The organism is Shewanella sp. MBTL60-007 (genome assembly GCF_019654915.1).
Classification (GTDB): domain Bacteria; phylum Pseudomonadota; class Gammaproteobacteria; order Enterobacterales; family Shewanellaceae; genus Shewanella.
In genome coordinates this window covers 25,623-41,861 of record NZ_BPET01000012.1, presented here as the reverse complement: position 1 = coordinate 41,861, position 16,239 = coordinate 25,623, and the positions used below count along the sequence as shown (strand labels likewise).

Sequence of the window (16,239 nt, the reverse complement as noted above, 5' to 3'; positions counted from 1 at the left end):
CAACACTTAATCTGCTTGGATCTGTCCTACCAAGAGTACTGGGGCGGCATCGAGTTCTTCTGCGTCCATCATGGCCGCGATGCGCTCAACTGACGATAACAGTTGGCTCTGCTCCCACTGTTCAAGATTTTGATAGCGGGTGATAAAGTGTTCTTGCAGTGGCTTAGGTGAGTCACTGAGCAGGGCTTGGCCATTTTCACTCAATGATAGATGTACCTTACGCTTATCGGTTTCGCTGCGGGTTCTAATGACTAACTCGCGACTCTCTAGCCTGTCGATAATGGTGGTGACCGTGGCTGGGCTTAAGGCAACTTCTTTGGCGACCTCTTTTGCTAGAGGTGACTCAAGTTGTTCGATACTGTGCATCACCATCAACTGTGGTCCAGTAAGGCCTGACTGCTTGTTGAGCTGGCGAGAATGGATGTCGATCGCTCGGATAACTCGCCGCAGTGAAATCAATAGCTGTTCATATTTTTCCATCTGTTGTCCTTAGCCAAAAGGTCTTTGCCAGTGTCGTTAGGTTCTCAATGAGTATACTTGTTGTTACAAGCGCTTTTATCGCTGCGATTAAAAAGTGCGGCATAACGACCAGCGTTATACCGCACAATTTAGTTTAGGAGCAAGGTTGTTACTTGGCTGGCGTTAAGTCCTTTAGAAGTTAAAGGTTCTTGCAACCGATAGTACTGCACGCGTATCGGCAGTATCTATGTCCATGCTGGTATCTTCAACGGCTAGGTTAAAGTCAAAGCCTTTCCAGCTTGTCATGTACTCTGCGCGATAATGGTTATAGGCTTTGTCGCCATCCCAAGACCATTTGTTTTCATCGGTAGAAGTAGAACGGTCAAAGCTGATGCGAATGTCATGACCTTCGGCAATGGTAAATGTGTGCGCTGCCATCATGATGTAGTGACCCGCGTCTACGCCGAAGTAATCCCATGTATACCAGAAGTTGAGCTCTGTTTGGCCAACAGATGAACCATAACCAAATTTCGTGTAGATCTCTGGATACTGATATTCATCAGAGAACGAATCACCATGATAAGTGTAGTAAGCAATACCCGCATCCAGTGACACGCTTTCGCTTAGCTGATAGAAGATCCCGCCGTAAAAATCCAACTCTAGCCAAGTGTCATCACCTGAGCCGTAATCTACGTTTGATGCCCAAGTACCTACATACCAACCGGCATCGGCGGCGTAATCAAGGCTTGCCTGTAGTGCAGGGCCATTATCTGTTTGGCTCACACCGTTAAAAGTGTAATCAGAGGTTGCAGTCACAGTTGAGCTCAGGTTAGCCATTGCCGTTGTTGGTAATGCGATTAGACCCAGTAGCGCAAGCTTTTTAATTGTTGTTTTCATCATTTCCCTTTTTCTTTTTAGTTAGCTAATTCAATTTTGCTAAAGTCGATTTTGTTTTCAGTTGGTGAGCGCTCAATAGCCGCCACCTTCTTGTATTTCGTCGCTAAAATGTAGCCAAAGCAGGCTAAGATGAGGCCAATAGCCAGTGCGCCAACCCACTGGATCTCCAGGAAGTTAAGTTGAAACAGTAGGGTGAGGCCGCTCATCAAGGCGAGATTGCCTATGATGTATTTAGTCTTACCGAAGCGCTCAACAGTCAGGTTGAGGTTGTCGGTGTACAGGCGAATTAACGAGTCGAGGGAGTTGACTACGAAGGTGATCCCCACAAATACCATGGCAAGATTGTAGAAGCCAGTCGTGGCGATCTCATTGGCGCTGTAGTAGTAAAGCACGGTGAACCAGACGGCAATTGGCAGTGATGGGAATACCATCATGGCAATCAGTACTTGATAGGTTTTCAAGCCCCCCACAAAGCGTGAGGTGAACTGACCAATCATGATGCTCCAAGCAAACCACCAGAAGAGGTAGAATTCGTGGTAATCGTTCATCGGTAGGACGAAGTGGTGAATATTGCCAAAGTAGTCGCCAATCAAGGCGAAGGTGTTAACAAACTCGCCCATAGCCGATTCTTTTGACATAAATGCACCGGCCCACATCAACACGATAAGACCTAAGAATAACCAAGTGCTGGCTAAGCTAAGAATACGTACATAACGTATGCTAGTACTGGAGTAGACTGCGGCCGCGATAATCACGAATACCATCAGATAGAAGCTGCTTACTACAGACTCGCCATCACCCATCTCTGGCAGATACCAAGGTAAGTTGGTCAATAGCAGGTAAGCGGTAAAGGCACAGGTGCCGATGATCACTAAGTTATTAATAAACTTGATCACTGGGATTTCGAAGAACTTCACTCTTGGCTCAATCACACAAAAATAGAAGCAAGTTAAGAAGTAAAATGCCCAGATTAAAAATGCCCAGAAGCCAAACTCAATTGCTAATGGATTGGTAAAGCCATATTCCGGGCTGGCACTTAAATCTGCATAGCCAGCGAACTCCGTTAGCGGGAACATGATTAAACCTACATCCAGACCTGAGGTAAACAGGATGGCGATAAAGGTAAAGGTGCGTACCGGCGTGACACCGATACACTTGACGTTACCCCAGCGATAAATCACGAAGGCAATGGCGGCGAAAGTAAATAATATCCCTATAGTTAGCCAAGTAGTCATTATAGAACTCCTGACTTTTCTTTATTAAACATGGTTTAGTCCTTGTTTTTATTATCGTTATGCCCGCTTTCAGCCAAATTTTGGCCGCAAAAATCCCTCAAGCCTTAATTGCCGTTTTCACATCAGCTAAGGTTTGATAAATTAAACGTGGCGATTAATGCCATTTAGCCGCAATGGCCTAGGCTGGCAGGGCCTATACGTAAACAGTTTGAAGAGGCGGCAGAAGGATTGCCGATCATCTTCATTTCGTTTGTGGTGGGCTAGGCTTAGCGCCAGCACTCGTCAGTGTCATTGACGCGTGCTTTAGCTAAGCCGAAGCGATTATCTTGCTGGTGGTCGTTGCCTTTGTTGCTGTTGCCAATCCTGACTAACAACCACTTCGGCAGCACTTGGCGCGAGTGGCGTATTGCCTAAGATCAAGTCGGCAGCACGCTCGGCGAGCATGATGGTCGGCGAGTTGAGGTTACCGTTTGGAATGGTCGGGAAAATAGAGGAATCGACCACCCTAAGTCCCTGTATCCCATGTACTCGCGTTTCTGAGTCCACCACGGCCATCGGATCTTCACCCATCTTGCAGGTGCAAGAGGGGTGGTAAGCACTCTCAACCGCGCTTCTTACGAAACTATCAATCTGCTCATCGGTCTGTACTGCTATGCCGGGCTGAATCTCTTCGCCGCGGAATTCATCTAGCGCTGGCTGATTGATGATCTCTCGTGTTAAGCGAACACAGGCGCGGAAACCTTCGATATCGTCTTGATGAGACAGGTAGTTAAATAGAATGCTGGGTGCCTGTTTAGGATTATCTGAGACCACTTTGACACTGCCGCGACTCTTAGGCTTGTTATGACCGATATGCACTTGGAAGCCATGACCAGCAAAGGCCTCTTTGCCGTCATATCGCATTGCCGCAGGTAAGAAGTGGTATTGCAGATCTGGCCACTCCAGCCCAGCCTTTGAGCGAATAAAGCCGCAAGACTCGAAGTGATTGGTCGCGCCTAGGCCTGATTTGTTTAAGATCCAGCGAGTACCGATGAACAGTTTATTCAGTGGGTCTAATTTGCCGTTAAGGGAAATAGGCTTGAGACACTTAAACTGGAAGTAAAATTCCAGGTGATCTTGCAGGTTCTCTCCCACACCAGGTAGCTCATGTATTTGCTCAATACCAGCCTTGGCTAAGGTATCTGCTGCGCCTATTCCTGAGAGTTGCAAGATATGTGGTGAGCCAATTGATCCTGCCGATAACACCACCTCTTTGGCGGCATTAACCTCCAAAATTTTACCTTTACGCTCAAAGCGCACACCTACGGCTTTGTTAGCTTCACCTTGCTTGGTTGAAAACAGTACCTTGTGCACTTGAGCATGGGTGATAACGGTTAAGTTTTCACGCTTCATGGCAGGCCTTAGGTAGGCGTTAGCCGTTGACCAACGCACGCCATTTTTAACTGTCATGTGCATCGGGCCAAAGCCCTCTTGCTGGGCGCCGTTATAGTCGTCAGTGGCTAAGTAGCCAGCATCGATGCCAGCGGCAACAAACGCCTTATACAGTGGGTTTTTCATCTGGTTGCCGTTGTTGACACCAAGAGGACCGTCAACTGAGCGATAATCATCTTCACCAAACGCCCAGTCTTCGGCTTTCTTGAAGTAGGGCAAGCAGTGGGCGTAATCCCAGTTTTTCGCTCCGTGTTGCTGCCACTCATCGAAATCGCGAGCATGGCCACGTACATACACCATGCCGTTAATCGATGATGATCCCCCTAACACCTTGCCCCTTGGGCAATGCATGCGGCGGTTATCCAGAAAAGGCTCGGCTTCGGTTTCAAACTGCCAAGCGTATTTCTTAGTGTTCATGGGGATCGAGAGTGCAGTGGGCATCTGAATAAAAATGCTCCTGTCGCTGCCGCCAGTTTCAAGTAATAGTACGCGGTTATTTGAGTCGGCTGATAAGCGATTAGCTAGCACGCAGCCTGCGCTACCAGCACCAACGATAATATAATCGTATTGAGGATGAGTTGTGGTCATGTCAGCTCCTTAAAATGGACTTTCAAGCGGCTGCATACCTACGTATACGGCTTTGATTTGAGTATAAGCCTTTAGCGTCTCAGAGCCGTTTTCTCGGCCAATCCCAGACATTTTATAGCCACCAACTGGCATTTCTGCAGGTGAGGCACCATAGGCGTTGATCCAGCAAATACCTGCCTGCATCTGATGAATAACTCGATGAGCGCGGCTGATGTCTTGGGTAAATACGCCTGCGGCTAAGCCTAAGCGGGTATCGTTGGCGCGGCGTATGACTTCCTCTTCATCACTAAAGGGTAATACCGACATCACTGGACCAAAGATCTCCTCTTTGCTCAGTGTCATCTCGTCAAGGCAGTTACCAAAGATAGTCGGCGCCACGAAGTAACCATTTGGGCTATTTTCAGGCTTTAGGGCATGGCCACCAATGAGTAGCTCGGCGCCTTCTTTCTTACCTATCTCTATATAGCTCAGAACCTTGTCTTGGTGTGCCTTAGAGATCAACGCGCCAAAATTGGTTTCAGGATCCATAGGGTCGCCGCATACGATATTGTTTTGAGTGCGACTCACTAGTTTTTCGATAAATTGGGGATAGATAGCTTGCTGCACAAATACCCGAGTACCGTTAGTGCAGATCTCGCCTTGAGTGTAAAAGTTACCCAACATAGCCGCCGAGACTGCGTTATCTATATCGGCGTCATCGAAGATGATTAACGGAGATTTACCTCCTAGCTCCATGGTGACTTCTTTGAGTGAGCTTGCCGCCGCGGCCATCACTTTCTTGCCTGTACCGACTTCGCCGGTGAACGAAACTTTAGCAATCTCATCATTATTGGTTAGCCATGCGCCGACTTGACCATCTCCTTGAACGACGTTAAACACACCGTCTGGCAGACCCGCTTCGGTAAAGATCTCAGCCAGCTTTAATGCGCCTAAGGGGGTCTCTTCCGATGGCTTGAAGATCATTACATTACCGCAAGCCAGAGCCGGAGCGGATTTCCAGCAAGCTATCTGTAACGGATAGTTCCAGGCACCAATGCCAGCGCAGATCCCCAAGGGTTCACGGCGGGTGTAATAAAAGTCATCACCCACGGTTTGTTGGTTGCCTTCGATACTTGGCGCAAGGCCTGCGAAAAACTCGATTGAGTCTGCGCCTGTGACAATATCGACCACTGAGGCCTCCTGCCAAGGCTTACCCGTGTCTTGTACTTCGATGGCTGCCAGCTCATCGTTGCGCTCCCGCAGAAGGGCAACAGCTTTAAGTAGAATGCGGCTTCGCTCCATTGCGGTCATCTTCGACCAAATTGCAAAACCGGCTTTAGCACTCTCGATGGCGGCCTGTTGAATTCTTTCATCGGCAACTTCGACTAAATAGCTCACCTCTCCATTGGCTGGATTGATAACTTCGAAGGTTTCTCCAGTGGTATTTCTGAGGGCTTTGCCGTGGATATAATTGGGGTAAACGACTAGTGACATCGGTTTTCTCCGTACTGCATGATCACTGCCTCGATAAAGGCTTTAGATAGAATTTGGGCCTGCTCGAACTCTTTCTCTGGTGTTGGGCTTAAGGCACTGCGCAGCCAGAATCCATCGATCATCGCTGCGGTTTGTTTGGCTGCGGCAATGGCTTGGGCTTTAGGGAGAAGCTTTTTAAAAGAGAACAGCAGGTTGCTATATAAGCGCTGGCTATTGATGTGTTGTAGTCTGGAAAGGCCTTGCTCATGCATGGCTTGTGACCAGAAACATAACCAAGTTTTGGTGGCAGGCCTTGAGCGTTGTAGCTCGGTAAAGTTGGCTTCCACAATGGCATGTAATCGCTCGAGTGGCAGCATGCTTCTTCCTTTGGTGCGGCTCAACAGCGCCTGTTTAAGTTGATCCAGCAGGTATTTCTGTGTGGCCTCAATAAGGCCCTGTTTGCCGCCGAAGTAATGGCTAATGAGTCCGGATGACAAGCCTGCTAAACCGCTAATGGTGTTGATGGTGGTGTTGTGTAAGCCGTGACGTTCAACAGAGACAAGAGTGGCGTCGATGAGCTGTTGTTGTCGAACGGTTTTCATTGGCGGGCGCGGCATAAAGAGCAAATTCCTGAGTACAGAGGTTGAATGTTATTTTTGGTGTTATTTTTATTGTCGTTTTGTTTTATTTATTGTTAATTGAGCGTTCAATTAATAACAACTCTAATGGTTAGAGTTGTAACGATCAACCTTTATCGAACAGTGTGACATACGTCGCGGAACGGTTTTGGCAAATTGTGGCAGGCGCGAGTTTGTTGCAAGTTATTGTTTATCTAAAGGTAAAAGCGCTGCTTTAATTTTGTTCAGGCCGGTTAAGTGAACCGTAAAAAAATTTGGGATGAAAATTAGTTTTAACTGTAATCTTTATCAAAATGACTTAGTTTGAGTTTCTGGAAGTGCAGGACAGCGGTTATCGATATTAGCTGCTATTCGCCTTTTAAAGGTCAGATATTAAGCTTTTGCTGTGACGGGGAGTCGGTGGTAGGGAGAGTGGAATAGGGAAAACAGAGTGATAGAAGAAGCGACAATATCACTGCCAAAAAAAGGCGCTCCATTGGGAGCGCACAATCACAAGCAACTTTCTATAAGTCTTTCTTGAAAACGTTTTTAAAAACAGCTGATTAAGCTAGCTTAAAATATTAGTCTTCGAAGTAATTTAAAATGCCCATGGCCGCATCACGGCCTTCGGCAATGGCGGTAACCACAAGGTCTGAACCACGCACCATATCGCCGCCAGCAAACACCTTAGGGTTACTGGTTTGAAAGGGATTGTCGGATAACTTTGGCGCTTTCACTAAGCCCCATTCATTGAGCTCAATATTGTGATCCGCTAACCAATTTGCTGGGCTGGGCTGGAAACCAAAGGCGATAATAAGCGCATCCGTATCAAGTATTTGCTCGCTGCCCGCTATCGGCTCAGGGCGGCGGCGACCACTTTCGTCTGCTTCACCTAATTTAGTCTCGATACACTCGATACCCACTACCTTACCATCGATAGTTTTGATCGCCGCTGGTTGGCGGTTAAACAGAAATTCGACTCCCTCTTCACGGGCATTTTGCACCTCTCGGCGTGAGCCCGGCATATTCTCCTCATCGCGGCGATAGGCACAGGTCACTTGAGTCGCGCCTTGACGCACCGCGGTACGCACGCAGTCCATGGCGGTATCCCCCCCGCCGAGGACCACAACACGCTTTCCTTTAAGGCTGAGGTAAGGGTTATCTAGGCACTCGGTGCCCATCACGTTATGGGTGTTACCTATAAGGTAAGGCAGTGCCTGATGAACTCCTTGTGCATCTTCGCCGGGAAGATTAGCCTTCATCGCGGTATAGGTACCCATGCCGAGGAATACAGCATCATACTGCTCGATTAACGCTTTAAAATCGATATCCTTGCCAACGGTAACCCCAAGCTTAAACTCGATCCCCATGCCTTCTAGCACGGTGCGGCGAACTTGCATCACCTCTTTATCAAGTTTAAATGAGGGAATACCGTAGGTGAGCAGGCCACCTATCTGTGGGTTCTTATCATAGACTACCGCTTTGACGCCGTTGCGGGCTAAGATATCGGCGCAGCCAAGACCTGCAGGCCCTGCGCCAACAATGGCGACGCGCTCTTTACGGGGAGTCACTTTAGACATATCTGGACGCCAGCCCTGTGAGATGGCGGTATCGGTAATGTACTTTTCAACGTTACCTATGGTTACCGCACCAAACTCATCGTTAAGAGTACAGGCTCCTTCACACAGGCGGTCCTGTGGGCAAACGCGACCACAGATCTCTGGCAGGGTATTGGTTTCATGCACCAAATCTGCCGCCTCCATTATACGGCCCTGTTTGGCGAGTTTAAGCCAATTAGGGATGTAGTTATGCAGTGGACATTTCCATTCACAATAGGGGTTACCGCAGTCCAAACAGCGATCGGCCTGATCATTCACCTGAGGCTGTGCAAAAGGCTGATAGATCTCAATAAATTGTGTCGCACGTTGCTTGGCGGCGTGTTTAGTCGGGTCTTTACGGCCAACTTCAAGAAACTGAAAATCATTGCTCATTTTGTGTTACCCCGCTTTAACTGCTATTGCAGGTTCTGATTGCTCTAACTTCAACAGATCGCTTAGCTCAACATTTTTAGGTTTGACTAAGATGAAGCAATCTAGCCAGTTCTCGAAATCGCTTAAGATCATCTTGGCATGCTCACTGTTAGTCTCTTTGACATGTTGTTCAATCAAATCGCGAAGATGTCGTTGCTGGATAGGCGATTGGACTTTATGGGTGTCGACCATCTCAGTATTCACACGGCGATTGAAGCGGCCAAATTGGTCAAATACATAGGCGAAGCCGCCAGTCATACCTGCACCGAAGTTAACCCCTGTCTTACCTAGTACTACAACGATACCGCCTGTCATATATTCACAGCCGTTATCACCTAAGCCCTCAACTACGGCGATGGCACCTGAGTTACGGACGGCGAAGCGCTCACCGGCTTTCCCCGATGCGAATAGCTTGCCGCCGGATGCACCGTATAAACAGGTGTTACCTAAAATAGACGAGCGTTCACTCCTAAAGGGGCTTCCAAGCGGTGGATAGACACAGATCTTACCGCCAGACATACCTTTACCCACATAGTCATTGGCATCACCGCAGAGCATCAGCTCGAGACCAGGAGCATTCCATACACCAAAGCTTTGGCCTGCACTACCGTTAAACTTCAAGGTGATAGGCGCCTTGGCACCATCACGGCCGACGTGGGTGGCAATATAGCCGGAAAGGCTAGCACCTACAGAGCGGTCGGTATTGTTGATATTAAACATCTCGCAAATTGACTCACCCGCTTTAATTGCTTCTTTGCAGTCCTCAACGAGACGCTGGTTTAACAGACCTTTATCTGATGGCTGGTTAATTTCACGCCAAGTGATTGCAGAGCTTTCTGGTACTTCTGGGCGATATAGGATTGGTGCTAAGTCAAGACTTTGCTGCTTAGCCGTTTCACCTTCAATGCTTGTTAACCAGTCGCTACGACCTATCAACTGTTCAAACTCCGTGACACCAAGGGCTGCCATTTGCTCTCGGATCTCTCGAGCGACAAACTCAAAGTAGGTCATCACCCGCTCTGGTAGACCGTGATAATGTTCATTACGTAGGGTTTGATTTTGGGTGGCGACCCCAGTGGCACAGTTATTTAAGTGACAGATCCGCAGGTATTTACAGCCGAGTGCAATCATAGGCACGGTTCCGAAACCAAAGCTCTCGGCGCCCAGTAGCGCCGCTTTGATAACGTCTTTACCAGTTTTTAGGCCGCCATCGACTTGTAACCTGATCTTATGACGCAGGCCGTTTGCAACCAGTGCTTGGTGGACTTCGGCAAGTCCAAGCTCCCATGGACTACCAGCATATTTTACTGAGGTGATAGGGCTCGCACCCGTGCCACCATCGTAACCCGATACGGTGATCATATCGGCATAAGCTTTAGCTACGCCCGTTGCAATGGTGCCAACACCAGGTTCTGAAACCAGTTTCACAGACACAAGTGCTTTGGGATTGATCTGCTTTAAGTCAAAAATTAGCTGAGCTAAATCTTCGATGGAATAGATATCATGATGGGGCGGTGGTGAAATTAGAGTAACCCCCGGCCTTGCATTACGCAGCGCGGCAATTTCTACACTGACCTTATCGCCGGGAAGCTGACCGCCTTCACCTGGTTTTGCGCCTTGAGCGACCTTAATCTGTAGTACTTCAGCGTTAACTAGATAATGGGCGGTGACGCCGAAACGCCCCGATGCGATCTGCTTGATGGCTGAGTTACCTTCGGTACCAAAACGGCGCGGATCTTCACCACCTTCACCTGAGTTTGACCGGCCGCCAAGGCGGTTCATGGCGACCGCTAAGGCTTCGTGAGCCTCGGGGCTAAGGGCGCCGATACTCATTGCCGCACTATCGAAACGAGGGTAGAGAGTGTTAGCCGCCTCGACCTGTTCGAGTTCAACTGGGGCTAGCTTGCCTTTGACTTGGATTAAGTCACGTAAAGTGGCAATCGGGCGCTCATCTACAAGCTCGGCGAAACGCTTGTATGTCTCGTAGTTTTGCTCCTTTAGGCTTGATTGTAAGGTGTTGACCACATCAGGGTTAAAGCAGTGATATTCACCGCCCTCTACGTATTTGAGTAGCCCGCCTTGGGGAAGTTGCTGATGAGCCCTAAAGGCACTCTTGTGTAAAAGCTGCTGGTCTTTTTCTATCAGTTCAAAGCTCGCACCTTGAATACGGCTAATCACGCCGTTAAAGCAAAGCTTAACCACTTCATCTGCAAGGCCTACGACTTCAAACTGCTGGCTACAGCGATAAGATGCGACAGTACTAATGCCCATCTTAGACATGATCTTACGTAAGCCCTTGTCGATACCGTAGCGGAAGTTCAGCATTAAATCGCGGGTATTTTCGACACCATTTCGCTGAGCGAGATCTGAGATGCACTCATAGACAAGGTATGGGTAGATTGCGGTGGCGCCAAACCCGAGCAGCACGGCGAAATGATGGGGGTCTCTTGCCGATGCGGTTTCTACTATGATGTTGGTATCACAGCGCAGGCTGTTATCAACTAATACCTGCTGCACGGCACCCACGGCCATTGCGGCAGGGATCACTTGCTTTGACTTTGCTGTTGCGCGATCTGATAGTACTAACAGTGTAGTACCAGAGCGAGCCAAACGCTCTGCTTCATCGCAAATACGTTTTATGGCGGCTTCTAAGCCTTCACTGAGATCATAATTCAAATCCACCGTGTTGGCGCGATAGTAGGTGCTATCGAGAGCCATCAGCTGATTGAAATCACTATATAGCAACACAGGCGAGTTAAACATTACTCGATAAGCATGACCCGTGGTTTCGTTAAATAGATTCTGCTCGCGGCCCGCACAGGTTGTTAGTGACATCACGTGTTTTTCACGGAGGGGATCGATAGGTGGATTGGTGACCTGAGCAAACTTTTGACGGAAGTAGTCATAGATGGTGCGAGACTTTTTCGACAATACAGCCATAGGTGTGTCATCACCCATGGATCCAGTGGCCTCTTCACCCTTTTGAGCTAGAACCCAGATAACCTGCTCAAGCTCTTCTCGTGAGTAGCCAAAATGCTTTTGGTATTGCAGTAGCTGTGCTTCATCAAATTCGCGTTTGCCTTGTTCATTTGGACCAAACTCTTCAGCAGGCTTAAGTACCTTACTGTTTTTAGCCATCCACTCCTTGTATGGGTGACGACGTTTAAGGTCATTATCAATTTCAAACGAGGAGTAAAGTTGCCCATTTAAGGTGTCTAGAACCAATAACTCACCAGGGCCTACGCGGCCTTTTTCAATGACTTCGTCTGGCCCATAGTCCCAAATACCCACCTCTGAACCTAAGGTTAAAATCCGGTCTTTGGTGATCACATAGCGTGAAGGACGTAGACCATTACGGTCAACGGCGCAGGCGGCATGGCGACCATTGGTCATCACGATACCTGCCGGGCCATCCCAGGGCTCCATGTGCATGGAGTTAAAGTCATAGAAAGCTTTTAACTCTTCATCCATCTCTGGATTACTCTGCCATGCTGGTGGAATAAGTAGACGCATGGCTCGGTAAAGATCCATTCCGCCAGCGAGTAACATATCCAGCATATTATCGAGGGATGAAGAGTCTGATCCCGTCTCATTTACAAAAGGAGCGGCTTGCTGTAAGTCTGCTAATAATGGCGCTGTAAACTTATAGGCACGGGCTCTTGCCCACTGACGGTTACAGGTGATGGTGTTGATCTCACCATTATGGGCCAGGTATCTAAATGGCTGGGCTAGTGGCCACTTGGGTGATGTATTGGTTGAGAAGCGCTGATGGAATAAGCAGATTGAACTCTGCATGCGGATGTCTGCTAAATCGCTATAGAAAGCGGGGAGATCCGCAGGCATCATCAGCCCTTTATAAACGATGACTTGCCCAGAAAGACTGGCAACGTAGAAGTCTTTATCGTGGGTGAGTTGCTGTTCGACCCGTCGTCTTGCCATATATAGGCGGCGCTCTAAGTCTTTTTCTCGCCAGCCGATAGGTGCATTAATCAATACTTGTACTATCTGTGGTTGGCTGGCCTTACCTATAGGTCCGAGTACATCTGCGTTTACCGGCACATCTCGCCAGCCCGCAACACTTAAGGTCTCTTTTTGCAGTTCTTGTTCAATTAGCTTCATGGCTTGCGACGCTAAAATGGCATCCTGACTGAGGAACAGCATACCCACAGCAAAACGGCGGCTAAGGTGCCAGGCATTTTCTTCGGCAATCGCTTTAAAGAAGTTTATTGGTAATTGCATTAATAGACCACAGCCATCACCAGTTCGGCCATCGGCTGCAATACCACCACGATGCTTCATTCGGTCTAGGCCGTGGATCGCGGTACGTACAATTCGGTGACTCGGTTCACCGTCCATCTGGGCGATTAATCCAAACCCACAATTGTCCCGCTCAAAACTTGGATGATATAAGCTCATTACTACTCTCCCTAACCTCGACTGATACTACTCGGGAAATAAAGCAAAAAATCAATAGATATGCACCCGAATCAATCAAATTAACCCCAAGAGTATTAAAGGTCAAACCAAATTATTGCATAAAAAGTAACTGATTTGTGTTGTTTTATACGCATGCACCAACAGCTTTACCTTAACGTAAACTGTAAAATAGCTTGTATAACCTTATGAATAAAAAGAATTTTAAATTGCACCTCTTTGTTTGTTTACTTTGTTGTAACAAGTTGGTGGATTATAACTGTTTTCAGTAAAGTGATTTTTATTGCAGATACAGTGAAATGATAATCACTTTTGCTTGTGGGTATTTATGCACTAGTAACCGTAAGGGGTGGCTGCTTAATCTCGAGTTATCTATCTGTGCGGTATTACGGTTATTTGAGCTAGCGCTAATTAATGTTTTTTAGAACTGGTTAAAATAGCGCAAATTTTTTGGCTTGGATGATAGTGCAGTTGGGACTGGATAGTTACGTTAATACCTTTGGTGGTGTGTGCAAACAAAAATATGGCGAGCGGATCCGTAAGCTGACAATTGATGCAAAGTTTACCTGTCCGAATCGTGATGGCACGCTAGGCAAGGGAGGGTGTACCTATTGTAACGTGGCATCATTTAGCCATGAGCATAAGACCGAGTTGTCTATCCAAGAGCAGCTAGCTCAAGGCAGAGAGCGCCTGTCATCAAAGTCTTCGAAGTACATTGCTTATTTTCAGGCTTATACCAGTACTTATGATGAGTACTTGGTCCTAAAGCAAAAATATGATGAAGCGATCCAAGATAGCGATATCGTTGGCCTATGTGTAGGTACTCGGCCTGATTGTGTTCCCAATGAGGTTCTCGAGCTATTAGTGGGTTATCAAAATGACGGGGTAGATGTCTGGTTGGAATTAGGTTTGCAGTCGGCAAATGATGCAACGCTAAAGAAGATCAATCGCGGTCATGACTTTGCAGCTTATGAAGATACGGTTATCCGTGCCCGCAAGTTAGGCATAAAAGTCTGTACTCACTTAATCTTGGGGCTACCAGGTGAATCCCATGAGGATTACCTGCAAACGCTCGATAAGGTATTGAGCGTCGGCGTTGATGGCTTGAAGCTGCATCCGCTACATATCGTTGAAGGAAGCACCATGGCCAAAGCATGGCGCAATAATAAGATGAGTCTACTTGAGCTTGAAACTTATGCCTATAGCGTCGGGGAGTTGATCCGCCGTACGCCTAAAGAGGTGATATTCCACCGAGTGACGGCTTACGCGAAAAAACCTATGTTGTTAGCGCCTGATTGGTGCGCATATCGCTGGAATGGATTAGTCGCGATTGTTGACGATCTTAAAGCGAAAGGCGGACAGGGAGCTTACCTTTAAGCGTAAAATGCAGCAGTGGACCCAATAGTTGAGTAAAAAACATTCACGACTAGCTAGTGAATCGTGAGGCTTATAGTGAGTTTGTGTAACTTACTGTTATTAAAAAGTTAAATTAGCGGTAATTTTACTTTCATCTGTTACTAGCTATTGCGCCCGTGATTATAGCGGGTATTATGTGGTAAAATTGATTTTTTGTATAAACGACAATATTTTGAGAGGTGCCTAAATGGCAGCAGCTGAGCTAGATTCAATCCTAGATCTTAATACACTGGAGCAATATTGCAGTGCAATTGGTGCAGGTACGCTACTTAAAAGCGTCGTTTTGTTTGAACAACTTATGCCTGAATACGTAGGCAATTTAGTCAGTGCGCAGCAAGCGAATGATAAAGATACACTTTGCAGTGAAGCGCATAAATTTAAGGGGGCAGCGGGGTCTGTGGGCCTTAAACGTATTCAACAGTTTGCTCAGTTATTGCAGCATGGCGAAGAAGCGAGCTGGGAGCAAGAGCATCAAACATGGCTAAATGAGATTGTTGAATATGCATCGAAAGATCTGCAGCAATTAAAAGAATATTTGGAGTCTAAGGTTTAATTAATCCGACTCCAGTATTTAATAGCGCAGCTTGGATCTCCCACTGCGCTATTTTTTTATCCTGAATGGCGCTTTGGTAGCAGATTATCTTGTACATTTTTGATTCAGTTCACAAACTAACCAAGTTACTTCAAGGCTCACCCAGTTATTTATGGTAGAGTTAGATTGAGCTATTAGATAAATAATGTCACTGGTAATCTATTTTATGAAACATCTCCCCAGTTTAAAGAATCTGTTCTATTTAGTGAACTTGCACCAAGAGCAGAACTTTAATAGAGCCGCCAAAATCTGCCATGTTAGTCAGTCGACCTTGTCTAGCGGTATTCAAAATCTTGAAGAGCAGTTGGGGCATCAGTTAATTGAACGTGATCACAAATCATTTATCTTCACTGCCATAGGTGAGGAGGTGGTAATGCGTTCACGCAAGTTATTGACCGATGTCGATGATCTTGTTGAGCTGGTAAAGCATCAGGGAGAGCCGATGACCGGGGAGATCCGTTTAGGTTGTATTCCAACGATAGCGCCATTCCTACTGAGTAATGTCGTTCAGCACTGTAAGCAGGTTTATCCAGAACTGACGCTATTTTTAAAGGAAGATACTACTGATAGGTTGATCGATGCACTGGGTAAAGGTGAGCTTGATCTACTATTACTCGCACTGCCAGTGGATACCAGTGGCTTCCACAGTATGAAGGTGGGTATCGACCCATTTAAAATGGTGGTGCATAAAGACTTGACCGATGAGATCCATGAGCCGATCGACTATCAAGATCTGCCTGATGAAAGTATTTTCCTATTACAAGCCGAACACTGTATTACCGGTCATGCGATTACGGCATGTCAGTTAGGCGAAAGCGTTAAGATTAATCCGTTTGCTGCAACTAGCTTACATACCTTAGTACAGATGGTGAACTGTAAGCTTGGTACCACTTTCTTGCCACAGATGGCAATTGATGCAGGTATTTTGAATAATACAGAGCTAACCACTATGGAGCCGCCGGGAGAAAGCCCTTATCGTGATATAGGCTTAGTCTGGCGTCAAACATCCAGTAGAATTCTCACCTTTAGGACGCTGGGATTAGAGATCCAAACCTTATTAGATCAAGCCGACGATATTTAGCGTTTCA

11 protein-coding genes are annotated in these 16,239 nt (G+C 47.1%); 3 read left to right on the top strand and 8 right to left on the bottom strand.

Annotated elements, in window-relative coordinates; all coding sequences use genetic code 11:
- Positions 1-6: 6 nt before the first annotated feature.
- From K5Q92_RS05985 to gltB, 8 genes are all read right to left on the bottom strand, one after another.
- The gene (locus K5Q92_RS05985; RefSeq protein ID WP_220768117.1) at positions 7-480 is read right to left on the bottom strand and encodes a MarR family winged helix-turn-helix transcriptional regulator; all 474 of its coding nucleotides are present in this window, start codon (positions 478-480) and stop codon (positions 7-9) included.
- A gap of 171 nt (positions 481-651) precedes the next feature.
- Entirely contained in the window at positions 652-1,356 is a 705-nt protein-coding gene (locus tag K5Q92_RS05980; protein WP_220768169.1) for a TorF family putative porin, read from the bottom strand.
- 17 nt (positions 1,357-1,373) lie between these two features.
- Positions 1,374-2,591, bottom strand: coding sequence for a BCCT family transporter (locus K5Q92_RS05975; protein WP_220768116.1), 1,218 nt, complete (start codon positions 2,589-2,591; stop codon positions 1,374-1,376).
- 321 nt (positions 2,592-2,912) lie between these two features.
- Complete coding sequence (gene betA / locus K5Q92_RS05970) at positions 2,913-4,610, bottom strand: choline dehydrogenase (RefSeq protein ID WP_220768115.1); 1,698 nt, start codon at positions 4,608-4,610, stop codon at positions 2,913-2,915.
- Between the two features lie 9 nt (positions 4,611-4,619).
- Complete coding sequence (gene betB / locus K5Q92_RS05965; RefSeq protein ID WP_220768114.1) at positions 4,620-6,083, bottom strand: betaine-aldehyde dehydrogenase; 1,464 nt, start codon at positions 6,081-6,083, stop codon at positions 4,620-4,622.
- Positions 6,074-6,679, bottom strand: coding sequence for a transcriptional regulator BetI (betI, locus tag K5Q92_RS05960; protein ID WP_220768113.1), 606 nt, complete (start codon positions 6,677-6,679; stop codon positions 6,074-6,076). Before betI ends, betB begins: the two co-directional genes overlap by 10 nt.
- Before the next feature lie 581 nt (positions 6,680-7,260).
- A complete protein-coding gene (locus K5Q92_RS05955) occupies positions 7,261-8,670 on the bottom strand; it encodes an FAD-dependent oxidoreductase (RefSeq protein ID WP_220768112.1) in 1,410 nt (469 codons plus the stop codon).
- Between the two features lie 6 nt (positions 8,671-8,676).
- The gene (gene gltB, locus K5Q92_RS05950) at positions 8,677-13,125 is read right to left on the bottom strand and encodes a glutamate synthase large subunit (protein ID WP_220768111.1); all 4,449 of its coding nucleotides are present in this window, start codon (positions 13,123-13,125) and stop codon (positions 8,677-8,679) included.
- Between the two features lie 489 nt (positions 13,126-13,614).
- Between gltB and K5Q92_RS05945 the strand changes: the two genes are divergently transcribed.
- The 3 genes from K5Q92_RS05945 to oxyR all read left to right on the top strand — a co-directional run bounded on the left by K5Q92_RS05945 (position 13,615) and on the right by oxyR (position 16,232).
- Positions 13,615-14,520: a TIGR01212 family radical SAM protein gene (locus K5Q92_RS05945; protein WP_220768168.1), complete on the top strand. Its 906-nt coding sequence runs from the start codon at positions 13,615-13,617 to the stop codon at positions 14,518-14,520.
- A gap of 226 nt (positions 14,521-14,746) precedes the next feature.
- Entirely contained in the window at positions 14,747-15,112 is a 366-nt protein-coding gene (locus K5Q92_RS05940; protein ID WP_220768110.1) for an Hpt domain-containing protein, read from the top strand.
- Between the two features lie 205 nt (positions 15,113-15,317).
- Entirely contained in the window at positions 15,318-16,232 is a 915-nt protein-coding gene (oxyR, locus tag K5Q92_RS05935; RefSeq protein WP_220768109.1) for a hydrogen peroxide-inducible genes transcriptional activator OxyR, read from the top strand.
- The last annotated feature ends 7 nt before the right edge of the window (positions 16,233-16,239 follow it).

Coding starts and splice junctions, on each gene's coding strand:
- K5Q92_RS05985 (WP_220768117.1), bottom strand. CDS start 480: ATGGAAAAATATGAACAGCTATTGATTTCACTGCGGCGAGTTATCCGA.
- K5Q92_RS05980 (WP_220768169.1), bottom strand. CDS start 1,356: ATGAAAACAACAATTAAAAAGCTTGCGCTACTGGGTCTAATCGCATTA.
- K5Q92_RS05975 (WP_220768116.1), bottom strand. CDS start 2,591: ATGACTACTTGGCTAACTATAGGGATATTATTTACTTTCGCCGCCATT.
- betA (WP_220768115.1), bottom strand. CDS start 4,610: ATGACCACAACTCATCCTCAATACGATTATATTATCGTTGGTGCTGGT.
- betB (WP_220768114.1), bottom strand. CDS start 6,083: ATGTCACTAGTCGTTTACCCCAATTATATCCACGGCAAAGCCCTCAGA.
- betI (WP_220768113.1), bottom strand. CDS start 6,679: ATGCCGCGCCCGCCAATGAAAACCGTTCGACAACAACAGCTCATCGAC.
- K5Q92_RS05955 (WP_220768112.1), bottom strand. CDS start 8,670: ATGAGCAATGATTTTCAGTTTCTTGAAGTTGGCCGTAAAGACCCGACT.
- gltB (WP_220768111.1), bottom strand. CDS start 13,125: ATGAGCTTATATCATCCAAGTTTTGAGCGGGACAATTGTGGGTTTGGA.
- K5Q92_RS05940 (WP_220768110.1), top strand. CDS start 14,747: ATGGCAGCAGCTGAGCTAGATTCAATCCTAGATCTTAATACACTGGAG.
- oxyR (WP_220768109.1), top strand. CDS start 15,318: ATGAAACATCTCCCCAGTTTAAAGAATCTGTTCTATTTAGTGAACTTG.